General features: G+C 64.2%; 25 protein-coding genes. 11 read left to right on the forward strand and 14 right to left on the reverse strand.

Annotated elements, in window-relative coordinates; all coding sequences use genetic code 11:
- Genes mdcC through NLM25_RS17115 form a run of 7 tightly spaced genes read left to right on the forward strand, consistent with a single transcriptional unit; the run spans window position 1 to window position 5,390 of the window.
- Window positions 1–318 carry a malonate decarboxylase acyl carrier protein gene (mdcC, locus tag NLM25_RS17085; RefSeq protein ID WP_254118075.1) on the forward strand — a complete coding sequence of 106 codons (318 nt, stop codon included), beginning with the start codon at window positions 1–3 and terminating at the stop codon, window positions 316–318.
- Window positions 315–1,253, forward strand: coding sequence for a biotin-independent malonate decarboxylase subunit beta (locus tag NLM25_RS17090; RefSeq protein WP_254137738.1), 939 nt, complete (start codon window positions 315–317; stop codon window positions 1,251–1,253). The genes mdcC and NLM25_RS17090 overlap by 4 nt, the downstream gene beginning before the upstream one ends.
- Window positions 1,240–1,962 (forward strand): biotin-independent malonate decarboxylase subunit gamma, encoded by a 723-nt coding sequence (gene mdcE, locus NLM25_RS17095; RefSeq protein WP_254137739.1) that lies wholly within the window; start codon window positions 1,240–1,242, stop codon window positions 1,960–1,962. The genes NLM25_RS17090 and mdcE overlap by 14 nt, the downstream gene beginning before the upstream one ends.
- Entirely contained in the window at window positions 1,937–2,617 is a 681-nt protein-coding gene (mdcG, locus tag NLM25_RS17100) for a malonate decarboxylase holo-[acyl-carrier-protein] synthase (protein ID WP_254137740.1), read from the forward strand. The genes mdcE and mdcG overlap by 26 nt, the downstream gene beginning before the upstream one ends.
- Window positions 2,614–3,495, forward strand: a complete 882-nt coding sequence (mdcB, locus tag NLM25_RS17105; RefSeq protein ID WP_254137741.1) for a triphosphoribosyl-dephospho-CoA synthase MdcB — start codon at window positions 2,614–2,616, stop codon at window positions 3,493–3,495. The genes mdcG and mdcB overlap by 4 nt, the downstream gene beginning before the upstream one ends.
- The gene (locus NLM25_RS17110; protein WP_254137742.1) at window positions 3,492–4,442 is read left to right on the forward strand and encodes an AEC family transporter; all 951 of its coding nucleotides are present in this window, start codon (window positions 3,492–3,494) and stop codon (window positions 4,440–4,442) included. Before mdcB ends, NLM25_RS17110 begins: the two co-directional genes overlap by 4 nt.
- A gap of 9 nt (window positions 4,443–4,451) precedes the next feature.
- Complete coding sequence (locus NLM25_RS17115) at window positions 4,452–5,390, forward strand: acyltransferase domain-containing protein (protein ID WP_254137743.1); 939 nt, start codon at window positions 4,452–4,454, stop codon at window positions 5,388–5,390.
- Between the two features lie 225 nt (window positions 5,391–5,615).
- Here NLM25_RS17115 and NLM25_RS17120 read toward each other — a convergent pair whose 3' ends face one another.
- The 7 genes from NLM25_RS17120 to NLM25_RS17150 all read right to left on the reverse strand — a co-directional run bounded on the left by NLM25_RS17120 (window position 5,616) and on the right by NLM25_RS17150 (window position 13,499).
- Window positions 5,616–6,629 carry a helix-turn-helix domain-containing protein gene (locus NLM25_RS17120; RefSeq protein ID WP_254137744.1) on the reverse strand — a complete coding sequence of 338 codons (1,014 nt, stop codon included), beginning with the start codon at window positions 6,627–6,629 and terminating at the stop codon, window positions 5,616–5,618.
- A 280-nt stretch (window positions 6,630–6,909) separates the two neighbouring features.
- A complete protein-coding gene (locus NLM25_RS17125) occupies window positions 6,910–8,205 on the reverse strand; it encodes an HlyD family secretion protein (protein WP_254137745.1) in 1,296 nt (431 codons plus the stop codon).
- Between the two features lie 10 nt (window positions 8,206–8,215).
- Window positions 8,216–8,419, reverse strand: a complete 204-nt coding sequence (locus NLM25_RS17130; RefSeq protein WP_254137746.1) for a DUF1656 domain-containing protein — start codon at window positions 8,417–8,419, stop codon at window positions 8,216–8,218.
- Window positions 8,416–10,314, reverse strand: coding sequence for an FUSC family protein (locus tag NLM25_RS17135; RefSeq protein ID WP_254137747.1), 1,899 nt, complete (start codon window positions 10,312–10,314; stop codon window positions 8,416–8,418). The genes NLM25_RS17130 and NLM25_RS17135 overlap by 4 nt, the downstream gene beginning before the upstream one ends.
- 158 nt (window positions 10,315–10,472) lie before the next feature.
- Window positions 10,473–10,853: a response regulator transcription factor gene (locus tag NLM25_RS17140; RefSeq protein WP_254118085.1), complete on the reverse strand. Its 381-nt coding sequence runs from the start codon at window positions 10,851–10,853 to the stop codon at window positions 10,473–10,475.
- Between the two features lie 100 nt (window positions 10,854–10,953).
- Window positions 10,954–11,625, reverse strand: coding sequence for a response regulator transcription factor (locus NLM25_RS17145; RefSeq protein WP_254118086.1), 672 nt, complete (start codon window positions 11,623–11,625; stop codon window positions 10,954–10,956).
- Entirely contained in the window at window positions 11,622–13,499 is a 1,878-nt protein-coding gene (locus NLM25_RS17150) for a PAS domain-containing sensor histidine kinase (protein ID WP_254137748.1), read from the reverse strand. The genes NLM25_RS17145 and NLM25_RS17150 overlap by 4 nt, the downstream gene beginning before the upstream one ends.
- A 450-nt stretch (window positions 13,500–13,949) precedes the next feature.
- Here NLM25_RS17150 and NLM25_RS17155 point away from each other — a divergent pair, with 450 nt between their 5' ends.
- Both NLM25_RS17155 and NLM25_RS17160 read left to right on the forward strand, forming a co-directional pair.
- Window positions 13,950–14,783 (forward strand): helix-turn-helix domain-containing protein, encoded by an 834-nt coding sequence (locus tag NLM25_RS17155; protein ID WP_254137749.1) that lies wholly within the window; start codon window positions 13,950–13,952, stop codon window positions 14,781–14,783.
- On the forward strand, window positions 14,780–14,989 hold the full coding sequence (locus NLM25_RS17160; RefSeq protein WP_254118090.1) for a hypothetical protein: 210 nt from the start codon (window positions 14,780–14,782) through the stop codon (window positions 14,987–14,989). The genes NLM25_RS17155 and NLM25_RS17160 overlap by 4 nt, the downstream gene beginning before the upstream one ends.
- Before the next feature lie 83 nt (window positions 14,990–15,072).
- Here the strand turns inward: NLM25_RS17160 and NLM25_RS17165 are convergent, their stop codons facing one another.
- Window positions 15,073–15,423, reverse strand: coding sequence for a RidA family protein (locus tag NLM25_RS17165; protein ID WP_254141201.1), 351 nt, complete (start codon window positions 15,421–15,423; stop codon window positions 15,073–15,075).
- A gap of 100 nt (window positions 15,424–15,523) precedes the next feature.
- Window positions 15,524–17,032: an MFS transporter gene (locus NLM25_RS17170; RefSeq protein ID WP_254141202.1), complete on the reverse strand. Its 1,509-nt coding sequence runs from the start codon at window positions 17,030–17,032 to the stop codon at window positions 15,524–15,526.
- 234 nt (window positions 17,033–17,266) lie between these two features.
- Between NLM25_RS17170 and NLM25_RS17175 the strand changes: the two genes are divergently transcribed.
- Window positions 17,267–18,121: a LysR family transcriptional regulator gene (locus NLM25_RS17175; RefSeq protein WP_254137750.1), complete on the forward strand. Its 855-nt coding sequence runs from the start codon at window positions 17,267–17,269 to the stop codon at window positions 18,119–18,121.
- 66 nt (window positions 18,122–18,187) lie between these two features.
- On the opposite strand, the gene NLM25_RS17180 is transcribed toward NLM25_RS17175, so the two are convergent.
- From NLM25_RS17180 to NLM25_RS17200, 5 genes are all read right to left on the reverse strand, one after another.
- Window positions 18,188–18,730, reverse strand: coding sequence for a thioesterase family protein (locus NLM25_RS17180; RefSeq protein WP_254137751.1), 543 nt, complete (start codon window positions 18,728–18,730; stop codon window positions 18,188–18,190).
- A 272-nt stretch (window positions 18,731–19,002) separates the two neighbouring features.
- Window positions 19,003–19,620: a HupE/UreJ family protein gene (locus NLM25_RS17185; RefSeq protein WP_254137752.1), complete on the reverse strand. Its 618-nt coding sequence runs from the start codon at window positions 19,618–19,620 to the stop codon at window positions 19,003–19,005.
- Window positions 19,617–20,222, reverse strand: a complete 606-nt coding sequence (locus NLM25_RS17190; protein ID WP_254137753.1) for a HupE/UreJ family protein — start codon at window positions 20,220–20,222, stop codon at window positions 19,617–19,619. The genes NLM25_RS17185 and NLM25_RS17190 overlap by 4 nt, the downstream gene beginning before the upstream one ends.
- A 16-nt stretch (window positions 20,223–20,238) precedes the next feature.
- Window positions 20,239–21,231 (reverse strand): HupE/UreJ family protein, encoded by a 993-nt coding sequence (locus tag NLM25_RS17195; protein WP_254137754.1) that lies wholly within the window; start codon window positions 21,229–21,231, stop codon window positions 20,239–20,241.
- Window positions 21,228–22,127, reverse strand: a complete 900-nt coding sequence (locus tag NLM25_RS17200; protein WP_254137755.1) for a peptidyl-prolyl cis-trans isomerase — start codon at window positions 22,125–22,127, stop codon at window positions 21,228–21,230. The genes NLM25_RS17195 and NLM25_RS17200 overlap by 4 nt, the downstream gene beginning before the upstream one ends.
- Window positions 22,128–22,412: 285 nt before the next feature.
- On the opposite strand from NLM25_RS17200, the gene NLM25_RS17205 reads away from it, so the two are divergent.
- On the forward strand, window positions 22,413–24,422 hold the full coding sequence (locus NLM25_RS17205) for a hypothetical protein (protein WP_254137756.1): 2,010 nt from the start codon (window positions 22,413–22,415) through the stop codon (window positions 24,420–24,422).
- Window positions 24,423–24,499: the final 77 nt, after the last annotated feature.

Raw genomic sequence — 24,499 nt, forward strand, 5'->3', positions numbered from 1 at the left:
ATGGAAGATCTCAGCTTTCAGCACCCGGTTCGCGGGCGGGCGGGCGGCACCAGGCGGAGCGCTATTGTCGGTGTGGTCGCCTCGGGCAATCTGGAAGTGTTGGTGGAGCGCGTCCTGCCGGACGTGGAATGCGCTGTCGAGATCAAAACCGCGGCACTTGGCTTCGGCGAAATCTGGGGCGCCGTGATCGGCGATTTCGTCGAGCGCTATTCGCCCGGCGGACTGAAATTCTCCATCAATGACGGGGGCGCGCGCCCCGACACGGTCTCGCTTCGGCTGGCGCAGGCGGTGCGATTGATCGCGGAGGACGACCGATGACCGCGCCGCTCCCGCACATCGCCCCGGCCGAACGGGGCCGCGGCACCAGCTTCAACGAGGCATCGGCGCGGACGAGGCTCGATCTGCTGCTCGATGCCGGCAGCCTGGTCGAGTTCATCGGGCCGGAACAGCGCGAGGTCAGTCCGCATCTGGAGATATTCGGCCTTCCCGAGCAGTTCGATGACGGCATCGTCGTCGGCTCCGGCCGCCTCGACGGCACGCCGGTATTCGTCGCCGCGCAGGAGGGACGTTTTATGGGCGGCGCATTCGGCGAGGTGCACGGCGCCAAGCTGACGGGGCTGCTTCGTGCAGCGCGCGAGATCGGCTCGATCCCCGTTCTGATCCTGTTCGACACTGGAGGCGTCCGGCTGCAGGAGGCCAATGCCGGCGAGCTTGCCATCGCCGAGATCATGCGCGCGGTGATGGAGGCACGCAGCGCCGGCGTGAAGGTCATTGGCCTGATCGGCGGGCGCTCCGGCTGCTATGGCGGCGGCGGTCTGATCGCAGGCTGTTGCTCCGCGCTCGCGGTGTCGGAGGCGGGACGCATTGCGGTTTCGGGTCCCGAAGTGATCGAGACCAATCGCGGGGTCGAGGAATTCGACTCCCGTGACCGTGCCCTGGTCTGGCGCACCATGGGCGGCAAGCACCGACGGCTGCTCGGGGCAGCCGACGTCTTCGCAGACGACACGGTGCAGGATTTTCGCGAGGCGGCGCTCGAGCTGATCGGGTTGATCGGCGCCTTCGGCCTCGACCAGCTCAGGGCGGAGCAGGGGCGTCTGGCCGACAGGCTACGCCGCTTCGGCGCTTGCGAAGACGCCGTCGATATCTGGACGGCCGAAGGTGTTGCGCATGCGGAAACGGTGCCGGAATTGCCGGCGGACCAGTTCATTGCGCTCGCTCGAAGGATTGGGAGGAGCAGCCGTGACGCTCGATGACATTCTCGCCTCGCTGTTTCCCGACGGCCATGAGGTCACGAACGACGATGGCGTCATTGCCGGCGCGGCGACGCTACGGTCCGGCGGCAGGATGCTTGTGACTGGTGTTGCGGATCGTACCGCGCTCGGCGTCGACGAGGCGATCAGGCTTTCCGCGCACGTCCTGGAATCGATCGACCGGAGGAGCGGACCGATCCTGGTGCTCGTCGACAGCGACAGCCAGCGCATGAGCAAGCGTGACGAGCTGCTCGGGCTCAACGAATTCCTCGCGCATCTGGCGAAGGTGCTGATCCACGCGGACATGCATGGCCGCCCGACCATCGGTCTTCTCTACGGCCACTCGGCTGCGGGGGCCCTGCTTGCGACGGGCCTTGCAACGCGCGTGCTGGTCGGATTGCCCGGCGCTTCCCCTGAGGTGATGGATCTGCCGTCGATGGCGAAGGTCACCAAGCTCTCGATGAAGGCGCTTGAGGAGAAATCCAAGTCGACGCCGGTTTTCGCTCCGGGGCTCTCCAATCTCGAGCAGATGGGTGCCGTTCACATGACATGGAGTGATGCCACCTCACTCGCAGACCAGTTGGAGGCGCTGCTCGCCGATATGCCGGCTGCACGGGATCGTAGAGATGCGCTCGGCAAGGAGCGTGGGGGCCGGCCGAAGGCCGCCGATATCGCGGAGCGCGTTCGTGACCTCGCCCTGCAAGCCCGGTGAACCGCCGGCCGGTCGCCACGATCTCGTTTTTGTCAGCCCGCATGGCTGGCGCGCGATGCTCGAAATGCGCGGCGATCTCGCCGTCGACCCGTTGGTTTTGCGCTGGCCCGAGATGGGATGGCCGACGATCAGGCGACGCCCTCTGCCTTGCGAGGCAACTGGCCTCGCGCTGGGCCTGCCGCTGCCACCTTCTGCCGGCAAGAAGCGGCTCTCTCTTCTCGCTGACATCGACCACATCGCATCGGTCGCGAGGCCGCCCTCGCTGCGGCAGGCGCGCGCATCTGCGCCGCGCAACTGGTGGCCCACGCTCGATCGGCTCAACGGGCTCGCGCTTCTGCATTCGGTGGACGTGCGCGTGTTCGGTAGCCTCGCATGGCAGTCGCTGACCGGGCTCGAATACGTGACTGCCCGTTCCGACCTCGATGTCCTGCTGGCATTCCACCGCGACGCAGATCTGGATCGTCTCGCTGCCGATGTGGCTGCGATCGAGATCGATGCGCCGATGCGGCTCGATGGCGAATTGATGCGTGCGGATGGTGCAGCGGTGAACTGGCGCGAATTCCATGCCGGCGCGAGCCAGCTCCTGGTCAAGACCATCGGGTCCGTAGGCCTGCTCGACAGGGATCGATTCATTTCGGGAGCGACGGGATCATGATCACGGCGGCCGCGCGAGGCATCGAACCGCTCGTTCCACGCCATCGGCAGATGGCGCCCGAGATACGGACCGTCGGCGGCTTCGCTGCAGATTGCCTCACCATGGAGCTGGAAACCTGGCCCAAGCCAGGGCTCGTGAGCCATGTCGACAATGGTAGTCACGACGATATGGACGCCGACACGTTTCGTCGCAGCGCCGTGGCTATCAGGCCCTACCTTCAGAGTCTTGCCGATGCGGGCGCGCTCGGTTGCGGCATGGGCGTGCTGCGGATCATCGGCCTGGAGGCCGAACGTGCGATGCTGGAGGCGACTTCAGGCGTCAATACGCATCGCGGCGCGATCTTCGGTCTCGGCCTGTTGTGTGCGGCGGCCGGTGCGAGGGCCGGCGGGCTGGTCGATCCGGCACTTCTGCTCGGCGATGTCGTAGCACGCCTCTGGGGTGCCAGCATACTCCACGGCCCGGTGCTGCTGCACAGCCATGGCAGCGCTGCTCGCCGCCGCTTTCACGCGGGCGGAGCCCGTCTCGAGGCGGCGAACGGGTTTCCCAGCGTCTACCGGATCGGCTTGCCTGCCTTGCGGCGGACGACGCCTGGCACGCCTGGGGATGCGGAAGCGGCTCGGGTCGAAGCGTGCTTTGCCCTGATAGCGTCCGTGGAAGACACGAATCTGCTGCATCGTGGCGGGCTCGACGGGCTTCGCTTTGCGCGCCGCGCGGCGCGCCGTTTCATCGGCGCCGGCGGCGTGCGTGCGCCCGGCTGGCGCTTCAGCGCGCGATCGATCCACGAGAGCTTCGTCGCCCGTCGTCTCAGCCCCGGTGGCTCCGCTGACCTGCTTGCGATGTCGCTCTTCGTCGACGCCCATGACGCGCCGGGACCATGATGCCCGATGCAATTCTGGTGGCGCTGGTGCCTGTGTTCTTCGTTTTGCTGCTGGGATATGCCGCCGGCAAGTTTCATGTCGTCGACAATCTCCATGTCGATGCGCTCAACGCGCTCGTGATGGATTTTGCCGTGCCGGCGTCCCTGTTCGCGGCGACAGCCTCGGCGTCGCGCAGGGAGATGATCGAGCAGGTTCCGCTCTTCCTGGTGCTCGGCACAACGATGTTGTTGGTCTATGCCGCCTGGTATCTTGCCGCGCGCCGCTTGTTTAAGGCATCACGGCCTGATGCGTCGATACAGGCCCTCACGGTCGGCTTTCCGAATCTCGCCGGCGTCGGTCTTCCAATCCTGACGTCCGTCGTGGGACAGGGGGGTACCGTTCCCGTCGCCGTCGCATTGGCAACCGGTTCGGTCCTCATCAGTCCGGTGACGCTGATCATGGCGGAAATGGATGCCGCCAGGGCTCGTGGCGAGGAACTGGCGGCGCGGCAGATGCTGACGGCAGTCGGGCGCGCGATCGCCAAGCCGGTGGTGCTCGCGCCCGTGCTCGGTATCCTGTTTTCGTTGTCGGACATGAGCCTCGACGCACTTGCTCATGCGTGCCTCGCGCTGATCGGAAGTTCGGCCGCCGGCGTCGCACTGTTCCTCACCGGGGCCATCCTGTCGGCACAATCGTTCCGCCTCAATTGGACGATCGCGGCCGCGACGGTAACCGCGGACATGGTTCGGCCGCTCGCGGCCGTTGCAGTCACTCACGTCTTTCCAATCGCTTCCGACACCGCGAGGACGGCCATTCTGCTAGCCACGGTGCCTTCTGGCTTTTTCGGCATCCTGTTTGCGGTCAATTACCGGCTGGACTCCGCGGCGGTCGGATCGATCGTCATTTCGAGCACGGCATTCAGCGTCGCGACCATGGCGGTCGCGATCGCCACGCTCTTTCCGCATTAGGCGGCCACCATGACACTTGCGATCTTGTGCTCAGGACAAGGCGGGCAGCTTCGGAACATGTTCGCCCTGACGGGCAATGCACCGGAGGCGACGCACCTGTTTGCTCACGCGGCAACATTGCTGGGCGGCAGGGATCCGCGCGATTTCGTGCGCAGCGAATCTGGAGAGGCTCTGCATCACAACCGTTCCGGCCAGATCCTATGCACCTTGCAGGCACTGGCCGCCGCCGCCGCACTGAGGGGCATCATTCCACACGGCGCCGTCATTGCAGGCTACAGTGTCGGTGAGGTGGCGGCCTGGGGCGTGGGAGGCTTGTTCGAACCGGTCCTCACACTCGACCTCGCGGTGCGTCGCGCGGAAGCGATGGATGCGGCCAGCTGTGCAGGCGATGGGCTGATCTTTGTTCGCGGTCTTTCACATGACGATATTACCCGCCTTTGCGATCGCCACGGCGCGGCGATCGCCATCGTCAATCCGGGCGACGCCTTTGTCATCGGCGGTGGCCGGGAGGTGCTGAACAGGGTTGCCGAAGATGCGAGGGCGTTGCACGCCACCGGGATCGTCGATCTGCCGGTTGAGGTTGCCTCCCACACCGGACGGCTCGCCGAAGCATCGGTCGTGTTTCGCGAAATCTTGCGGTCGGCGCTGGTGGCGTTCCCCCCGGCGGGCAGCGCGCGCATCCTGAGCGGCATCGATGGCGGTTCGGTCGTCTCCGCCGAGGCGGGCCACGACAAGCTCGCCGCGCAGATCTCGCAAACCGTGCAGTGGGGAAATTGCCTGCAAGGCTGTCTCGAGGCCGGCGCCACGGTATTTCTCGAGTTCGGACCTGGACACGCACTGAGCGGGATGGTTGCGAACGTCGCACCCGACCTACCGGTGCGGTCGTTGGATGATTTCAGGACTCTTCAGGGCGTGCGTGCCTGGCTTGCGCGGCAACTTCGCGACTGAAACGGCAACAGCTTCCTTCCGGACTCGAACGGACGATGCTCCGGATCGGCGAGCGGCGTAAAAAAGGGGCCGTCCTTTGTGGGGAGGACGGCCCCAATGCTCGCATGCCTGGGAGGAAGAGGCTCGAGCCGTGACTTGGGGGTCTCAGTCACTAACACTCCCAACATCGCCGGTCCGGCGTGCAAAGTATTTCACGGACCCACGCAGTTTCTCATTTCGCATGATTCACCGAAAGTCCGCCGGCAGGATCTGAGACACTGGCTCAGGTGCCGGAACCGGATCGCAGTCAGCGAGCCTGGAGGACGCCAATGCGTTCCGGCTGGTGCATCGCCAACGTGCCGGCGTGTCGCCCGTAACACGTTTGAACACGGTGGAGAAATGCGCCTGCGTGCAGAAACCGACGGCAAGCGCCGCCTCGGCCAGGGGCGTCTCGGTATCCGACAACAGGGATTTTGCGTGCTCGATGCGCTGTTGCAGGAGATACTCGCGCGGCCGGTACCCCGTCGCGGCGCGAAACTGTGCTGCGAAGTGCATCCGGGACAATCCCGCAACGCGGGCAAGATCGGACAGGCTGATGGCGTGGTCGAAGCGTGCCCTGACATACTCTTCGACGCGTCGGAGCCGCCATTTCGGCAAGGCGTTGACTTTCGTGCGCGGGGGCTCGCGCCGAGCGACGTGCAACGCCAACGCTTGGGCGATGCAGCGCGCAAATTCCCGATCGGCCGAATGGATCTGTTCCGTCAGCGCCTTTGCGAGTTGCCCGGCGAACGGGTCGCGCAACAGAACGAGATCGTTTAGGTATTCGGGCGCGAGCGGATCTGTTCCCGGTTGCGGTGATGGAAGGCAACTAGTCGAGATGTGGAAGTGCAGGAAATCGCACGGCGCATGGAACTGTGCGCGGAGCGGCTTCGACGGCGCGCCGACATAGAGCGTGCCTGCCGGCATCGTACCGTCGAAAATGGTTTGACTGCCTCTGCTCAGCTTAAGACGTGTGCTCTTCAAGGCGACAGAGAAGAAGTATCGGTCGGGAGGCGTCGTTGCTTCCTCGCGCCTGACGGCCGTCTGCGCACAGGTAAAACGCGAGATCGTGATGTCCTCGCGCGCAACGCCCGCGCGCTGCTCGGGCTGGCGCCATTTTCGTTCGTGGGGGAATGCACGTGGCCCCTGAGAGAAATCCGGTTCGCGGGGGCCGGGTTGATGCGTCAACCGGGCGCCGACCGCTTGCATATCTGTGAGCATCGTTCGTTCCCGTCTCTTGGATTCCGCTGCCGCGGTGGCTGCTGAATGCCATTGGTTCACCCTCGAACGATATGTCTGATGCCGCCACAAGGCCCGTTAGAGTTGCTGAAATCGTGTTAGATTTTGCGAAATCTGCAGGTGCGACCGTAGGTCGCGATGCTCTCAATTGAGCGAGACGAATCAACGGTCTGGGCTGTGAGTTCCGGTGTCGCGGCGCGACACTGCGTTGATGGGCCGCGCGATGCGGCGCCTCTCGTCTGGTCGGGCGACCCGACCGGATTCAGGGAAGGCGTGGCGAGGCATCGATACCGGGTGTGAGGCCAGGCGCGATCTTGTCCGCTGACGGAATTGCCGGCACCCGCGCGTAGGGAAGCGCCGTCACCTCGGGAGGCTGCTGAGATGGGGATTGGAGGCAGTGTGGGCGGGGCGGAGGTCCTGCGCCAAACAAATCGTACATGGGATCTACGAAAGTCTTGCGGAGCCGCTGGGACCAGGTCTGGCGATCGACCGCATCGGGCTGCCGGATCGTCACCGTGGCTGTCATCCCGGACACCAGCGGCACGTCCGGCGGCACCGTGTCGATGGCGACGCGAACCGGTATGCGCTGTGCAAGCCGCACCCAGGTGTAGATCGGGTCCACGTTGGGCAAACCTTGCGTGCCCGCAGTGGCGTTTGACACGCTGACCCCCCGGGTCACGGTTTTCACATGTCCCAGAATTGGCTGGGAGTAGCCGATGAGCTGTGCCTCGACGCGATCGCCGACGCACACATGCGCCATCTTGGTTTCCTCGAAATAGCCGTCGATCCAGAAGCTGTTGGAATCGATGATGGAGACGTTGGTGACGCCGGTAAGCGCATAGTCGCCGACGCGTAGCAGGAGATTGGTGACATAGCCGTCGACAGGGCTGAGCACATTGGTGCGCTCCAGGTTCAATTTCGCTTGTGCAAGCTGGTGAGCGGCCGCTGCGTAGGCGGCCTTCGCCTGCATGGCATTGCCGGCGAAGATCTGCTGTTCCTCTGGCGTCGTCGCCAAATCGGACAGATGCCGGCGCCGGTCGAACTCGGCCTGCTTCACCTCCAGGTCTGCCGCCCGCTGGTCGACGAGGGCCTTGCCGACGCGGACGGCTACCTCGAAGTCGAAGGGATCGACGACGTAGAGCACGTCGCCCTTGTGGACGAACTGGTTGTCGGTCACCCTCAGCTCCACGATCTTGCCCGCAATCTGCGGCGCGACATTCGCGACCTGCACGCGCACGCTGCCGTTTCGCGTCCAGGGCGCGGTGACATAGTGCTGCCAGGTTGCAGCCGATATCAGGATGGCGACCAAAGCGATGGCAAGAGTGGCAAGATGCTTGCCGACGCCAGCCATGAATCGCTCGGTGGCCTTCGGTGACCGCGTCGATGGCAACGCCTGCCGGCAAGCTTCGCCGTCGTTCGCGGCGCGATCGCTGGTAGCGCGCACCATGGCCTCCGTCAGGCTGGAAAGCTCGACGTCGTCAGCTGTGCCCGCCCGTGCTTCGGCCGGGGATTCGGGGCGGAGCGGAACGGCAGCATCCCGGGGCAGGGCCGCGTCCATGACTTTCTCCTTAGCAGAAGAGCGTGAGCAGGCCGAATATCGACACGTAGAGGCAGAGCTCGGCCAGCGACGGGTTGCTGAAGAATCTTGTAAATCCTCCGAGACGCAGCACCGGGCGAAGCAGCAGGAATGCGAGAAGCGCCGTTGCCGCATAGGACACGATCGGGGCGATCAGCACGCCGCCCACGACGAGTTCACGATAGGTATTCGTCATGGATGTTTTCCATGACTGGAACCGGCGGAGGTCTGCCACCGTTCGAAGGCGATGCCTGCCGGAACGAGCGCGGCGAGCACCGGCTCGACTGACAGGTTGCTTTGACTCGCTATCTGGCGGAGCGCTTCAGCCGCAACCAGGATCGCGTGTCCATCCCGCAGGGTGAGGGCGGCTCGCGCGGCGTGTGCCGCGCCACGGAGTGAGCTCTCCGCCAGGCGGCCCAGTTCGAAGTGGCACCGCCGCAGCACCACAGCCTCGTCGAAGCAGCGCATCGCCTCCGCGACGACCGGGGAAGCCGCCGTAGCACCGTTCGTCGCCAGGATCTGTTCGATCCGGGCGGCATCGCGAAACGCGGCTTCCTCCGGCGCGAGTTGCCGGACTTGCCCGGATTCGAGGCGGCCCAGCTCGCGATGGGCTTCGTCCAGTAGCAGCCGGATCCTCCGGTCTCCAGACAATGACGGCAGCAGGAGCTGCGCCGCAAGCACCAGAACCGAAGAAAGTTGGGCGAACAGGCACGTCACGAGGAATGTCTCGGGCGCGTAGCTCTGCGGATTGCTCGGCGCGAGAACGACAAGCATGAACACGAGAGAGAGCCGGCTGAGCGGCGGCAGGACGCCGCTCGGCAGCGTGATCAGGAGCGCCAAGCCGATCACGACGGGCGCGAGGCCAATCGCCAGCAGTTGAAACTCGGATACGCCGTTGAAGACGAGGTATTTCAGGATGCCGGCGAGCAGGCATGCGATCGGCATGGCAAAGACTGCCAGTGTCGTGAAGGCGCGCGGATTAGGAGCCGTTGCGCTCAGGCCGATGATGACCGCGACAAGCGAGAGGCAGAGCTCGGTGGTCGGCCATCCCGCCATCACGAAGATGATTGCAATGAGGATGAAGTGGATCGCGGCCCTGACGCCGCTTTCCGCTGCAATGCGAGGCGAGCGGTACAGCGGCGCGCGCCATTGCCGGGGTGGGTATGTTCCGGTCCGCAGTGCTTCGAGACTGTCGCGCACGTCTGCATTCCCGCGGATGATCTCGTCTCGCAGGAAGGTCCGGCAGATCGTCGTCAGGCCGGCAGCGCCGGGGTCTCGATCGTCCCAAGAGGTGACGGAGGCGATCGGCAGCGCTACGAGCGTACGGGCGAGCGTCAGCTCGTTCACGAGCCCTACCATCGCGGAACGTGCGGCTGCGGTTCTGGCCGGGCCGCTGATCGACTCCGTGGCGAGGCTCGCGATCTCTGGATGCAGGGCCGCGATATCGCGCAGCATGTCCGCTGCAGCGGTCGCGGACGAAGCTCCACCGCGGACGGCGTCCTGCGCAAATTCCGCGACCCGGCGATGCAGTGTTTCGAGGCGGCTCGCCAGAACCGGATGATAGTCCGGCGCGGCGAGTACTTCGTTGACCAGAGCTACCGCGAGGACACCGATGGCGATGGCGGCGCCCCGGGCGACGCCGGTCGGAAACACTTGCAACGGGCTGTCGATCTGCTGAATGGCAATCAGGGCAACTGTGATGCAGCTGAGGGCCGCCGCATAAGCGCGATTGCCGTCCAGCATCCCGACGACGAAAACGCAAAGCCCGACCCAGATCCCCAACACGGCGGGCAGGAGAGCGCCGGTTTGGGAAAAGATGCCGGCGATGGCGATAGATGCCATCACGCCGATGGCGGTCGCGAGCAGCCGGTAGCCTGCCTTTTCCATGCCCTGCGCGCGCGTGGGCAGCGCCAGGATTGCCACGGTGATTGCTGCCGACGAAGGGGATTCAAGCTCAAGCCAGAAGCTGACATAGAGTGCGAGGAGCATTGCCAACAGGACGCGCAGCGCGAACGCCCAGGAACTCACCGGAAAGCCGGCAAACACCCGCGGGCGGATGTCGCCGGCAGCGCTGGTGGCGTCCCTTGGCATCGTGCTCCATCCGTGTTGCGCAAAACGTACGGTCTGCCAGCATCGCGAAATCGAAGCGGAGCATGAGCTTTGTCGTGCCCGCCGGTATTTTCTGTCCACCAACGCGCTTTCGGGAACGCACGCCGGAAAGGCGCGCCAAGCCCGAGCAGGGGGCCCGACTATTGCGGCGCGTGGCCCGCCAGAGCCTCTTCGAGGCAGCGGATGATCTCGTCGCCGCTGGATGGCTTGCCGAGATAGCAATGCGCGCCAGCCGCCATGACGCGCTGGCGTACGGGTTCGCTGGGGAACGCGGTCATGAAAATGATCGGGAAACGGCGCCCGGAGGCAACCAGGCGCGCCTGCAATTCATCGCCGGTAACGACCGGCATCTGAACGTCGGCGATCATGCAGGCCGGATCTTCTCCCGCCGGTTCCCGCAGAAAGTCGACACCGGACGCGTAGGCGTGGGCTTCATAGCCGAGCGAACGCACCAAGCTGGCCAGCGACGTGCGAACGCCTTCGTCGTCGTCCACGATCGCAATCACCGGGGTTTTGGCCATTGGCGCATTTCCTGACCGCTGTGTTCCGCCGGGAGGATATCTCCCATTGGGCGGCCGATGGCGCCTTATGCACCGTGCGGCAGTCCCGCCGAAATTATACTCAGGTTTGGTCAGTAGTCTTTCGGGTCTGGAATATCCCGAGCGCTTCGGCCTTGCGAACGAGGTCGGCCAGCGACCTTGCCTCCATCTTGCGCATGACGTTGCCGCGGTGAATCTTCACGGTGATCTCGCTGAGGCCGATCAGGCCTGCCACCTGCTTGTTCATCAAGCCGGCGGTAACATGGCCCATCACCTCGCGCTCGCGGGCCGTCAGGCTCTCGTACTGGATGCGGATATCTTCCTTCGTCGCGGCTTCCGCGCGGCGCTGCGCATCGCGCTCGAGCGCTGCCGTCACGGCGTCCAGCATGTCCTGATCGCGAAACGGCTTGGACAGGAAATCCACGGCACCGGCCTTCATGGCGCGCACCGACATGGGAATGTCCCCATGACCGGTCATGAAGATGATTGGATAACCGATGCCCTGGCGGGCCAGTTGCCCCTGGAGATCGAGGCCACTCACGCCCGGGAGCCGGACGTCCAGCACGATGCAGGCTGGGCCGTCGGGCATCGTGCCGCCAAGCAGCTCGGCCGGCGAGCCGAACAGGCACGTCTCGAGGCCGACGGATCGGAACAGGCTGTCGAGCGAGGCACGGATGCTCGCGTCGTCGTCAACGATGATGACGACTGGACTGGAGGATTGGGCCGGCGGTTGCACTTGGTTTGGGCGTGTCATGGCAAGGCGTGTTCTTGGCTGAATGGGAGTGTGAGGTGGAATGTCGCGCCCGAGCCCGGAGGGCTCTCTACCGACAATCGGCCGCCGTGAGCTTCCACCGTGGTCCGGCAGATCGCAAGTCCCATGCCCATGCCGCTACCCTTGGTGGTGAAGAACGGATCAAACAGGTGCGGTAGGTCATCGGGCCGAATGCCCGGTCCGGTGTCCTGGACCGTGATGGCAAGATTTTCACCGTCGGCGGTTCCGGCGCGCAGCGTGACGGTGTGGGAGCCGGGCCGGCCTGACATGGCCTGGCCGGCATTGATCAGAAGATTGACCAGCACCTGCTGAAGTTGGATCCGATCGCCGCGAACCGGCGGCAGGCCATGCTCCGTCTCGACGATGAGCGCGACGTCGTCCTTGGCGAGCTCGCGCGCGATCAGGAAGGTCGCCTCGTCGATGATCTCGCCGATTTGCAGCATATCCTGCTGGGGCGAGGCCTTCTTCAGGAAGGTCCGGATGCGGGTCACGATCTCGCTGGCGCGGCGGCCCTGAGCAACGACGTGACCGATCGTCGTCGCAACCTCCTTGAGATCGGGTACGTCGCGGCGCAGCCACCGCAAGCCAGCCTCGCCGCTGGTGACGATCGCTGCCAGAGGCTGATTCACCTCGTGGGCAATGGAGGCGCTGAGCTCGCCGAGCGTTGCGACGCGAGCGGCATGCGCCAGCTCCGCCTGCGCCGCGAGCAGTGCATCCTGCGCCTGCTTGCGCTCGGTGATGTCGATCACGAAGGCGAGCACGTTGCGATCCCCATGGGGCTCGGCCGGAAAGGTGATCGTAAACAGGACGGGAACCTTGCGTCCGTCGAAGCTTACGAGGTCGGTTTCCCCCTCGTGGAACCGCTCTCCTTCCGCGAATGCGGCCAGCGCGCCGAGGAAACTGCGGTCGTTCTCGCCCAGAAGCCTGTCCACGTTCGCGATGAATGCCGCAGAACCGCTTGTTCCCGCCATTTTCTGGAGGGCCGGATTGACGTCGGTGATTCTGGCGAGCCGGCGGGCATGCCGCACGAATTCGGGATTTCGAGCAAGATAGTCCCGCAAGGCGACGCCTCCGGTCTCCAGCGAATTCAGCGCGGTCCGAACTGCGCTCCAATCCTCTTCGACGACGCCAATTCGACTTGCGTCGAACATCCGGCGGTACCGCTGCTCGCTCTGTACCAGCGCATTGTGCGCCGCTACACGATCCGTGACGTCGGTATGCGTTTCGAGGACTCCAACGGGTTTGCCGAGATGGTCGTGCTGGAGCGCCCATCGGGCGTCGACGGTGAGTGCGCCGCCGGCCTTGGTCCGCTGCTCCACTCTGCCTTCCCATCGGCCGATGTCGAGCAGGCCGGCCTCGATGACCTCTCGCCGGTCGCAATATTTGGTTCTCAGAAGCGCGTCGGCGAGCTGCCCGACCGCCTCGTCAGCCGACCAGCCGTAGGCTTGTTCAGCGGCCCTGTTCCAGAACGTGATCACGCCGCTGCGATCCCTGACGAAGATCATGTCATGCGAGAGATTGAGCAGGCGCGCCTGCGCCGCGAGGCGTTTCGTCGCCGCGTGATTCTGGAGCGCCAGCAAGGTCGTGATCCCGATGGCGGCTAGGCTGACCAGCGCACGAAAAGCAGGCGAGGCGACCGCCTCCAGATCGTGCGACAGCAGGTAGGCGGTTATGGTCAGGACGCTGCAGCCGGCAGCGGCGACGACGACGTCGTCACGCCGGTTCGTCCTCGCCGCAAGCAGGATCGCAACGACGTAGAGAACCGCGACCGCGCCCTCGAGCGGCGTCAGCACATCCACCAGGAAAACCGCGACGGCGAGGACGGCAGACCAGAACCGCAGCCCGGCGCGGCTCATGGATGAACCCGTGGCCCGATCAAGACTGGTCATCGTCGCTGGTTGTCGCTCTGGTCATCTCTGGTCACGTTGATGCCGCGATTTCATCGTGCCCACAACATGCGGCAACATGATATTCGTGCTCTCTAGAAAGACGTTCCCGCGGTTCAATCCTGCGCGGGTGCCGACCATGCGCATTCCCCGCCAAAACGGGGACGCGCCCTTCCGATCGCCGGCGAGCGCGTCAACTTACCGCAGGGCGAGGCCCGCTGCTCCATCGCGGCGAAAGGGAAGCCCGCGCGGGCCTGCGACGCCGCGGTCATACCTAGGTATGACGCGCTCACCCCGAGAACTTATCGATGCACCCGCGCGTAGAATGGAGCGCGGGGATCGCTGAACTACTCTGCTCCCACGACATTCGGACGAGCCAACGGGTTTCGCCGGGTCGAAAACGGGACAAGGAGTTCGACGATGTCGCTACAGATCTCACACCCGCTCAGCGCAAAGAATCATGTCGTCGGCTCGATCGGCGTCTCGGCCATCGATGGCCGGCAGGCCGGGCCTGCGGAACGTCCGGAACGCGCCGGCGAAAAGGCGATGACGCTTTCCCTCGTTCACCTCGATGTTGCTCTGGCCATCGAGACGCCTGCGCCGAACGTGCGGAGATCCGCCGGCGACGGGTCCAGCTTCAGGGTTTCGGCGAAACGCCTGGCGCGCGTCTCCGTCGAGACCGATCGAGAGGCCGGTGCAGGCGAGTTCTCGGACCCGGTGATGCGACGCCTCTCCGATGCACTCGCGGCAACCGAAGTTGCCCACCATCCTCACTCCGCCATCCTAGCGGACGCCTTGCGCCTTGCCATCCTGACCCGCAGGGCCAGCCGCCAGACGGCCGCCGGGCGCAACGAGGCCGACGGCGAGCGATGCCGGTCTGTGCGATCGTTGCAAAAATGGCGCCTCAAGCGCGTACTGCAATATGTCGATGAGAATCTGGCTGGCAAGGTCACCCTGCAGCATCTGGCTGCGGTCGCCGGCCTCAGCCGCATGCACTTCGCCGCGCAGTTCCGGGTGGCCGTCGGCATGCGGCCTCACGAATATCTGCTGAACCGGCGGATCGAACGCGCTCAGGAACTGCTGAGGCGCGCTGACGTCTCCCTCGTCGACGTCGCCTTGACCGTCGGATTCCAGACACAGGCGCACTTCACGACGGTCTTCAAGCGTTTCGTCGGCGATACCCCATATCAATGGAGGAGCGCTTATCTCGCGCAATTCCTGCCGTTGCCTCGCGCCGAAGTGAGACCGTCATGAGCAGCGTTGGCATTCAGGTCCTGGTGCTGCCGCTGGCTGGCATTCACCTGGTGATGACGTACCATGAATTCACGGGCTTGCTGGAGGTCGCCCGTGTTCTCGGCAATTCCTATCGCCAGGCGTCTTCAGATCCGGGATCGGGCGCTCTCTATGGCCGATTCATCTTCAATTTCTGCCGAACCATCGTGACGGTTGTCGCGCGATAGGCTCTGGCAGATCAGTACGTTGCTGCTGATGCCGGCATTTGCATGCGTGTTCGTGACGGCTGCTTTCAGCCAGGCTCGTGTCGTTAGGGGCGAGCCGCAATGACGGTCATCTCGAGCTTGACGCCCGGACCGAGATCGGCCGCGCCGATTGCGGCGCGCGCCGGAAGATGAGCTTCTGGAAAGTGCGCCTTCCAGGCCGCATTGAATTCTGCCTTCTCCTTCAGGTCGGTCATGTAGATGGTCACCTGCAAGACGTTGGCCAGATCGGAGCCGAGGGTCTTCAGCAATTGCGCCAACTGCCCGAGGACGTCGTTTGCCTGGCCCGCCATATCGAGGCTCGTGTCCTCAGGGACGATTCCACCGATGTAAAGCACGCCATTATGCTCGACCACTTCGTGGAGCAGACCTTCGTAGGGCAGGACGCGCTTGATCATGATGAAACCGATGTTGCTTCGAGAATGGTGGCCATATTGCACGTTTCGATCATCATTACGAGGCCCTGCACCTCGCATTGTCTTCCGGGTTGCGTTGCGATCATGTGGAGGAGCGCGGAACACAGCAGGGCTCATTCCCGCTTCGAGATTGGCGCTGCCGCGCATGGCTTCCTCTTGCGATCACAAAGCTCGCCAGCGCCATGATCCAGACGGAAAGCCCCCCATAGAGCATCACCAGCCTGAAGCCGTGGATCAGCGCATCCTGCACGGCGGCGTCTGCCCCCGGCAGGATGCTTAGCTCCGGGATATCAGCTACGTGGCCGGTACCGCCGGCGATCCGGTCCGCGAGATATTGCAGGCGGCTGGCGTCGAGCGCACCGGGAAATGCGCTGCTCAACCGGGAGGAAATGCCGGCGATCAGGATGAAACCCATCAGTGCGATGTTGATCGCCAGAGAGATCATGCGCGCGCTCATGTCGATGCCCGATGCCATGCCGGCTCGCGTGCTCGACACGGCACTCGTCGTGACGTTGGTGACCGGCGTGTTGGTCAGGGCAAGGCCGACGCCCGCCAGCAAGCATCCGGGCGCCAGCGTCAGCCAGGTGACACGTTCGACGCCACTGCCGGTCCACATCAGCATGAAGCCGAAGCCAATGACGAACAGGCCAAGCGGAATGGCGATGCCGCCCCCGAACCTCAGCAATATCCGTTCGCCGAGTGGCGGAATCACAAGCGTCGGAAGCGTGTAAGTGAGAAGTGCGAGACCTGCTGCGACATTGTCGTAACCAAGCGCGTTGCGGAAGAAGATAGGCAGGTAGATCATGAAGGACCAGAAACTGAAGTTCATGCCGGCCGATCCGAGCAGCGCGCCCGAAAAGGCGCGTATCCGAAACACGGAGAAGTCGAACATCGGGCGGGCACTGCGCAGCTCCACCACCACGAAGGCCATGAAGCTCAGGACGGCTGTCCCGATGATCGCAAGGCCGGTCGTGCCGGTGAAGCCGAAGCTGGGGCCTTCCGTGATATAGAAGGCAACGCAGAAGACCGACGTCGAGAGGGTCAAGATGCCGCCGATGTCGAGATGCTTTGCCTCCGGATCGCGCGATTCCTGTACGCCTGTCACGGTAAGCGCGATCGTGACGATCGCGATGAATGCGTGGATCAGGAAGACCCATTGCCAGCCGGAGACCGCGACGATGGCCGCGCCGATGATCGGACCGAAGCCAAGCCCAATCCCGAAGATGATCCCCCAGGCCGCGAACGCCCGTGCGCGCTCCGGTCCCTCCTGGAACTGATGGGAGAGAACGGCGACCTGGCAGATCAGCATGGCGCCACCGCTCATCCCCTGAAGGAAGCGGCTCGCGATGAGGACGAGGGCGTCCTGCGCCAGACCGCAGATCAGGGAGGCAAGGCCGAACACGGCGATGCTGACCACGAACACCCGCTTTCGGCCATAGCGATCGGCCAGCGTGCCCGTGGCCATCAGCACCGTCGTGACCGCGATGGTGTAGGCATTCATGATCCATTGCAGCTGCTGGAAATCTGCGTGCAGCACCGTCTCCAGGGTCGGCAGGATTGTCGGCACGCTGGAGATCTCCAGGCCGAACATGAGGGACGCGAGGCACGCTGCGGCCAGGGCGATCGTGTTTCGTCGTGATGGTGAAGCCGTCAAGGTCGTGACCTCCAAACGTGATGCCGATTGCCGGCGCGCGCGACATCGTTCGCTCCGGGATTGGTTTCCCGTGCGCCAGGTCCGCGTCAGGCAGGGCGAACATAGGGGGCCCTTGACCACAACAAAATCCGATCAATATAGATTTCAGAGACAACAAAGCTGGATGATGGAATGCTCTCGCTCGATGTCGATGCCGTCAGGGCTTTTGTGATGGTGGCTGACCTCCACAGTTTTACGCGCGCCGCCGAGGCTCTCGGCACCACCCAAGGTGCGATCAGCGTCAAGCTGAAGCGGCTCGAGGATCGCGTCGGCCATCGATTGCTCGAACGCACGCCGCGTTCGGTGCGGCTGTCGGCGCAGGGGGCCGCCTTTCTGCAAGGTGCGCGGGAGCTCATCGCGGCTCACGAACGCGCGATTGCGGGACTGAACGCACCTCCGCGCCATTTCGGCCTCGGGATTGCCGCGCATGTTGCAGGGCCGGAAGTCCCAGCCCTGCTGTCACGGCTTCATGCTCACGATCCGAATTTGACCATCGAGGTTCAGCTCGACAATTCGCGCAACCTCATCGATCTGTTCGATCAGGGGCGGCTCGACGCGGCCATCGTCCAACGCGAGGACGATCGCCGCGATGGCGAGACACTGGCGCATGAGCGGTTCGGCTGGTTTGCGGCGCAAGGGTTCGAGCACAGGCAGGGAGAGCCCTTGCGTCTCGCCGCGCTGGCTCCGACCTGCGGCGTCCGCAACATCGCCACGCAGGCGCTGGATGCGGCAGGCATCAAATGGACCGAGGTGTTCTTGGGCGGCGGCTCCTCGGCCGTCCATGCCGCCGTCGTGGCGGGGCTTGCCATCGCGCCGCTGTCATATCGGATCGCGCCGGTTGGCACGATCGACATCGGAGAAAAGCTCGGACTTCCCAGGCTGCCATCGTCCGAGGTCGTGCTTCATTCATCCTTGACCGATCGGCGATCACGCGCTGCGCTGGGAGAATTGGCAGCGGCGTTCCGCGAGCACCGCACAAGGGCGTGAGCCTTGCCGTTTTACTCGGCAGGAGCGCATGTTCCAACGATCGACGAATCGACAGTTTCGTCACGCCTAGGCGAGATGTGCCTCCCGGCGGACAAGCATATCCCTGAAGGAGGCACTCACCGGCACCGACTGGTGGGTTCTCTGATCGGTGTTGACCCAAACGATCTCGCCGCTCGTGTAGAGCTCATCCGTTGCCTTGCCGAAAATGCCCAGCTCGAAGGTTACGCTGGAGCGGCCGAGTTTTGCCACCCGCACGCCAACGTCGATCTCCTGGTCGAACAGTACGGGGGCCTTGAATTCGACAACCGCGCGCACAGCGTGGAAATCGATGCCGGTCGCCTGTGTGTCGGCAAACAGGTCGTGGCCGAGGGCACGAAAGTACTCGGTGATCGCCGTGTCGAAATACGTCAGGTAGTGAGCGTTGAACACCACCTTCTGACCATCGACCTCGGAGTAACGCACGCGAAAAGGGTGGAAGAACCAGAAGTCTGATCGTTGCATCTTGATGACCGCTCCATGTTGTTCTGATCGATTTCGCCTGTTGGGGTAGCCGTTCTCCCATTGCGGCGCACTGCCGTCCGCTTCACACGCCTGTGTCAATTCCGCCATGATTAGCGGGGAGAGGCTGCGTTGACAATGTGATCGGCAGCCGGCGGCCGCTAGCGTGGTTGCCACCCAGGATAACTGCTCGTCGTCGGCATACCGACAAGAGCGAGATCAATGGGGGGGTGGAGCAGGCAGGCGTCGAGAACCGTGCCCTGATCGTGTTGCAAGATGCCGCCGAGATGGGTTTCAGCAGGCACACTCTGGGTCTCTGCTTATCCGCGACCACGATGCGCAACATGTCCGCGGCGTCAATGGCAGGATTCTGCGTGGCCCTCTCACGAAGCGAGAACAAGGCTCGCCATCATCAGGCCGATAGCCGCGATCCAGCCTCCGAGTGCACGAAGCGCGATGGCTCGCCAAGATGCTGCGCCGTCCGAACGCGCTCGCTCGAACAAGGCTGTGAGCGCCATGGTCAGAGTGATGACTCCGTATCCCGCACAAGCCAAACCTGCCGCAAACAGCAGCCGGTCCGTTTCAGGCCCGAGGTCCGCGCCGTTCGCGGCGCCCCGTACTACGGCGACTGCGAAGGCAATTGCGCACAGCAGGAATGTGGGAACTTGCACAGCTGCCGCAAGCAGCATGCCTATCACGAGCATCATTGTCGCGTCTGCCAGCTGTGTGGAGGCCGCACCGAATACGTGTCCAAGGGGCAATCCGACCAGCAGTCCAAGCGGAAACACGGGGATGAGCCAGCGCCCCTTGGGAGCTCCAAGCGCACCGGCCAAAATGCCGGTCGCAGTCCAGAGAACGACATCCGGAACATCGGTGAGGGGGTGTGATGCACCCATGTAGAAGTCGCCGAGGCGGGCCGCGACGATATGCGCCTCGGCCGCACTCGCGCCGGTGAGCAGCATCGCTGCGGTCATCAATACCCGTGCGGAATTCAGTTTCATGCGAGGGCTCCGAGTCCCTGCGCGAGGAAGTAGCAGCCAATTCCCGCGATGCCGGCCCCGAGTCCCTGAATGACACGCTCGCCGGCGGGCCAGCGCGTCAACGTGCCGATGATGATGCCGCACAGATGCAAGAGGCCGGTGGCGGTGACAAAGCCGATGCCGTAGGCCAGCGCATTCGCCGCGCGTGGAAGCTCGGCTCCGTGCGCGTGACCGTGAAAGATCGCGAAGACCGCGACGACGAGCGCGGCAGCGGCAAACGGCAGTCGCAGTCGGGCGGCGACGGCCACCCCCAGGATCACGGCCGAAACGGCAATCATCGCCTCCGGCATCGGAAGCGGGACATGCAGCACGCCCAGCACCCCGCCGATCGCCATGACGAGCGGGAACGTGATCGGCAGGATCCAGATTGCCGGCGCGCCGAGCTGCGCGCCCCAGATCCCGACGGCCACCATTGCGATCAGATGGTCGATGCCCGTGACCGGATGCAGCAGGCCGCTGACGAGGCCGCCCGCCACGCCAGCCTGCTCGTGCGCGAGAGCCGGCTGCGTCAGTGCGAACGAGACGATCGCGGCCGTGAGGGCTCGGGGGACATGTAAAGACATTGCTTGGGACTCTCGCTCAGATCGCCGCGAACACGCGTGCAAGTCGGCCGAAGAACCAGAACATCGACACCGACCCGATGAGGTAGGCTGGAAGGGCCTCGCCCCAGCGCGGCATGACGGCGTCGAGCCGTCGGTGCGCCCAGATCAACGCGAGCACGAGCAGCACGAAGGCCAGCTGTCCGATCTCCACGCCGATGTTGAAGAACAGCAACGCTGCGGGAAGGAGGCGGCGTTCGAGCCCAAGTCCGGCCAGCGCGCCTGCGAAGCCGATGCCGTGAACCAGGCCGAAGGTGAATGCGACGATCCAGGGATAGCGGGCGGTGAGCCCGGTCTCGCCGCGCTGCTGCTTGACGATTTCGACGCCGACGAATGCGATGCTCAATGCGATGCAGGCGTTGAGCGGGCGTTCCGGCACGCCGATCAGGCCGAAGGCTGCCGCGGCAAGCGAGGCGCTGTGTCCGATCGTGAAGGCCGTGATCGTCTTCACCAAACGCCAGCCGCCGCCGACGATCCAGATCAGGCCCAGCACGAACAGCAGGTGATCGGCGCCGAGCAGAATGTGATCGATACCGTAGTTCACGTAGGTCGTGGCCAACTCGATCCACGCCTCGAGCGTCGGGGCGCCGGTGCCGAGGACGGAGACGACTGGATTGGCCGTCGAGATCGTATAGCTGCGCGGCTCGCCCTCGATCGGGATGACCTTGATCAGGACGACCGACATGTTGGAGCCGAGATTGGAGATGGTGATCGAACCAACCAGACCCTTCTGGCCGCAATTCATCTCGGGCAGGCGAAGAAAGCAGTGGGGCGGCACCCGCAGATCGACCCGGGATGCGCCGATCGAGGGTTCTATGCTCCAGCGGCCGACGAATGCGCCGGGCCGGACCTCGCGGAATTCCAGCACGCCCATCGCCGCTTCATGCGCACTGAGCGCCGAGGGACGGATGAGCGCGGCTAAAGCCAGAGTCAGTGTCAGCAGTGCCAATCGCAGATATCGGATCGTGCTCACGGCTCGTACCGCACTTGATAGGACGCCTTGAGCCGCTTGACCGCTTCCCAGGCGAGCTTGCGGGTTTCTTCCGTATGCCAGATACGGGCCGCCTCATCACGGACCTTGCCAAGACTGGCGAGAGTCCCCGGGCGCCGGGAATCCAGCCGGGCGACATGCCAGCCGTCCTTGGATTGCAGCAGCTTCCATTCCCCCTCCGGCATGCTCAGCAGGCCATCACGGAAATCATCGCCGAAGGAGGCGGCGAGACTCGCGACCGGCCGGGCGAGGATGGCGCGCGTGAGATTCTGCAACTCCTCGGCTTCGCGCTGCTGGACGATGTCCTCGAGCTGGCGCTGTGCCGTGGTCTGATCCGTCGGCGGAGTGATGTAGAACGACACGCGCTCCGGCTCGTCGAAGCGGGCGTGATTTTCCGCGAACCATGCCTGTAGCTGCTCGTCCGTAGGACGCGGGACGCGTATCTGGTCGAAGATCAGCAATTGCATCTTGTAGGCGATCCGATCGCGGATCGTCTCGTCGCCGCGGTCCACGGCGAGTGTCTTGCCTTCGCGGTAGAGGATTTCGCTCGCGACCCAGCTGTCGATCATCTTCTGGAGCTGGTCGCTGGAAGGGGCGCGCTCCTTGTCCTCGTCGAAATTGTCGATGAAAGACTGACGCATCGCCTTGGTGACGGTGATGACCTTTTCGTCCTTGGCGGGCGGATGCATGACGGCGTCGATGCCGAAGATGATCGCTCCAAGCAGCGCGAAATGCAGCAACGGTTCGCGTGCCATGCGCATGGCTGCAAAGCTGATCGATCGCGACGGCTGCATCGCGGCGTCGGAGCCGTGATCCGAGGATGCCGTGCGCGATGTTGGAAAGGACTGCACTTCGGTTGGTGTGGCTTGCATCGACATCTAAGTGTCACAAACTCTCGCGGCACGCGTGGGTACGCGCCTTATGCGACAGCGCCGTTCTTCTGTCATCTGCAAACATTCGTGCCGCGCAAAAATCAGGCGGGCGAGACGCCGACCGATCGGGCCACGCCGATCATCACATAAAACCTTCATGAAGTTGTATCGGAACTCTGGTCTCTATCGCACCGTAGAGAATGTGTTCGGCGCGATGGGGCGGCAGCTCGTTGCCCGTCACGGTTCATGAATTTGCGAAGCTAAGACCTAGAAGCAAGACAGGGGCGATAGATGTTTCCGACCACCAAGACCATCTTGTTGACCGCAGCGTCGGCATCGTTGGCGCTGACTCAGAGCGCGACGGCCGAGGAGTGGGGGCGCGGCGAGCGCCGCGGCAATCCTTATGTCGCCGGTGACATGCACAATCACAACACCTGCACGGATGGTTCTGTGGCCGCCGGCTACACCATCGACCGTGCGGTCGGGCGCGGCACCGCGTCCGCGGGCGGCAACAATTTCGATCTGGACTGGTTCACGCTCGGCAACCACGGCGGTTCCGGCAATCGCGACTGCCGCTTCAGCGACACCAGCGCCAACCTTCCGGGGCAGAGCACGACGACCTGGAGCCAGACGCTCGGCCAGACCATCGACGGAATCACCATCAGCAGCCTGAAGGGCACCCCGAACGGCACCGGTACCGGTGCGCAGATGTGGCGCTGGCAGTCGATCCGCGAGATCGAGTATCCGACCATCGTCGATCGTACGGCGAAGTACGACAAGGTGCTGATCGAAGGTCTCGAGTGGATCGCGCCCGGCCATGAGCACGTCGACGTCGCCGTCATCACCGGCCAGCACCCGACGCACCCGCGGAAGGGGCCGGGCAACGCGGACAAGATGGCTGAATTCGAATACCGTTTCGATCGCGCCGACACCGATGCGATCGGTCCGGTGATCGACGCCAGCGGCAATCAGCTCTGGCCGGGCAAGGACAACGTCAACAATACGGGCACTGCGGGCCACCAGAAGGCGCTCACCGGCGTCAAGTGGTTGCAGGCGAACTATCCGCTGCAATCCTACATCATCCCGACTCACACCGAGCGCCAGGGGCCGTTCAGCGCGACCGCGAACAAGGGTTACAACATCGAGCACTTCCGCGACTTCAACAATGCGGGCCCGACGGTTGCCTTCGGCATCGAATCGCCCGGTCACTTCGCTGAAGGCGGCGCCAGCGGCGGCTCCGGCTCGTACACCCCGACCGCGGTCGGCGGCGGCACCTACGGCATGAGCGGCATCTACACCGCGAAGGTCGGCGGCCTCTGGGACGGCCTGCTCGGCGAAGGCCGTAACTTCTTCATGTATGTGAGCTCCGACTGGCACAGCCGCGGTGCGGGCGGCGCGCGCGACTCCTTCACCACGGCCGATTTCATTCCCGGCGAGTACACCAAGCTGTACGTTCCGAATGCGGGACGGTTCTCGTCGCAGCACGTCATCGACGGCATGCGTTCGGGCAATTCGTACTCGGTCAACGCGGACCTCATCGGTCCGGACATGGTGTTCCGCGCCAAGACGCGCGGCGACGACTGGAAGACCATGGGCGAGACGCTGGTTGTGCGGCCCGGCGAGAAGATCACGGTCGAGATGGAAATGACCGTCCCGAAGGAGAACAACAGCCCCTACAGCTTCGATAACCCGCTGCTGGTGCCGGTGGGAATCAAGCAGCCGCTCAACAAGCCGACGCTCGACCACGTCGATCTGATCACCGGTCAGATCACGGGCGTCGTTGCGCCTGATGCGCCCAACTATGCGGTGGCGAACGCCGCGGGCACGGCCGGCGCGGCGATCGTGTACAATTCGTCGGCGACCATCGCCCGGCAGATCTCCGCGGAGCAGATGAAGCGCGAACATCGCGGAGACCGCGACGGCGTGCGGCTGAAGTTCACGACGACGTTTGTCGCCGGCACCAAGCCGTTCTACATCCGTGCGCGCGGAACCAACATCCCGAACGGCACCCCGAACGTCTCCGACACCGCCGGCAATCCGCTGCTCGACGCCAACAACGCGCAGGTCAGCTGCGTCGATCCGGCGTGCCCGGCGCATCTGGAGACGGTGAATGGCGCCAAGAAGGTGACCCACGACGTTCAGGCCTATTCGAACGTCTGGTTCTACGCCAACCCGATCTTCATCCGGCCGGAAGGTTCGCCGAAACTTCTGGTCGAGACCAATGCCGAGCTGGCGCGCAAGCTCGGACAGCGGGCCGACAACGACCACGATCACGACGATCATCATCACGACCACCACTGACGTGATGTGAGGCCATCCGGCGGGACGCACCGATCAGTGCGTCCCGCCGTACTCGTTTTGAAGCGGGCTCATGCCCG

Source organism: Bradyrhizobium sp. CCGB01 (genome assembly GCF_024199795.1).
In the GTDB taxonomy this organism is placed as follows: domain Bacteria; phylum Pseudomonadota; class Alphaproteobacteria; order Rhizobiales; family Xanthobacteraceae; genus Bradyrhizobium.

Excerpts from the sequence above, each read along its gene's own strand:
- mdcC (WP_254118075.1), top strand. The coding sequence starts at position 1 with ATGGAAGATCTCAGCTTTCAGCACCCGGTTCGCGGGCGGGCGGGCGGC.
- NLM25_RS17090 (WP_254137738.1), top strand. The coding sequence starts at position 315 with ATGACCGCGCCGCTCCCGCACATCGCCCCGGCCGAACGGGGCCGCGGC.
- mdcB (WP_254137741.1), top strand. The coding sequence starts at position 2,614 with ATGATCACGGCGGCCGCGCGAGGCATCGAACCGCTCGTTCCACGCCAT.
- NLM25_RS17110 (WP_254137742.1), top strand. The coding sequence starts at position 3,492 with ATGATGCCCGATGCAATTCTGGTGGCGCTGGTGCCTGTGTTCTTCGTT.
- NLM25_RS17115 (WP_254137743.1), top strand. The coding sequence starts at position 4,452 with ATGACACTTGCGATCTTGTGCTCAGGACAAGGCGGGCAGCTTCGGAAC.
- NLM25_RS17120 (WP_254137744.1), bottom strand. The coding sequence starts at position 6,629 with ATGCTCACAGATATGCAAGCGGTCGGCGCCCGGTTGACGCATCAACCC.
- NLM25_RS17125 (WP_254137745.1), bottom strand. The coding sequence starts at position 8,205 with ATGGACGCGGCCCTGCCCCGGGATGCTGCCGTTCCGCTCCGCCCCGAA.
- NLM25_RS17130 (WP_254137746.1), bottom strand. The coding sequence starts at position 8,419 with ATGACGAATACCTATCGTGAACTCGTCGTGGGCGGCGTGCTGATCGCC.
- NLM25_RS17135 (WP_254137747.1), bottom strand. The coding sequence starts at position 10,314 with ATGCCAAGGGACGCCACCAGCGCTGCCGGCGACATCCGCCCGCGGGTG.
- NLM25_RS17140 (WP_254118085.1), bottom strand. The coding sequence starts at position 10,853 with ATGGCCAAAACCCCGGTGATTGCGATCGTGGACGACGACGAAGGCGTT.
- NLM25_RS17145 (WP_254118086.1), bottom strand. The coding sequence starts at position 11,625 with ATGACACGCCCAAACCAAGTGCAACCGCCGGCCCAATCCTCCAGTCCA.
- NLM25_RS17150 (WP_254137748.1), bottom strand. The coding sequence starts at position 13,499 with ATGAGCCGCGCCGGGCTGCGGTTCTGGTCTGCCGTCCTCGCCGTCGCG.
- NLM25_RS17155 (WP_254137749.1), top strand. The coding sequence starts at position 13,950 with ATGTCGCTACAGATCTCACACCCGCTCAGCGCAAAGAATCATGTCGTC.
- NLM25_RS17160 (WP_254118090.1), top strand. The coding sequence starts at position 14,780 with ATGAGCAGCGTTGGCATTCAGGTCCTGGTGCTGCCGCTGGCTGGCATT.
- NLM25_RS17165 (WP_254141201.1), bottom strand. The coding sequence starts at position 15,423 with ATGATCAAGCGCGTCCTGCCCTACGAAGGTCTGCTCCACGAAGTGGTC.
- NLM25_RS17170 (WP_254141202.1), bottom strand. The coding sequence starts at position 17,032 with ATGTTCGGCCTGGAGATCTCCAGCGTGCCGACAATCCTGCCGACCCTG.
- NLM25_RS17175 (WP_254137750.1), top strand. The coding sequence starts at position 17,267 with ATGCTCTCGCTCGATGTCGATGCCGTCAGGGCTTTTGTGATGGTGGCT.
- NLM25_RS17180 (WP_254137751.1), bottom strand. The coding sequence starts at position 18,730 with ATGGCGGAATTGACACAGGCGTGTGAAGCGGACGGCAGTGCGCCGCAA.
- NLM25_RS17185 (WP_254137752.1), bottom strand. The coding sequence starts at position 19,620 with ATGAAACTGAATTCCGCACGGGTATTGATGACCGCAGCGATGCTGCTC.
- NLM25_RS17190 (WP_254137753.1), bottom strand. The coding sequence starts at position 20,222 with ATGTCTTTACATGTCCCCCGAGCCCTCACGGCCGCGATCGTCTCGTTC.
- NLM25_RS17200 (WP_254137755.1), bottom strand. The coding sequence starts at position 22,127 with ATGTCGATGCAAGCCACACCAACCGAAGTGCAGTCCTTTCCAACATCG.
- NLM25_RS17205 (WP_254137756.1), top strand. The coding sequence starts at position 22,413 with ATGTTTCCGACCACCAAGACCATCTTGTTGACCGCAGCGTCGGCATCG.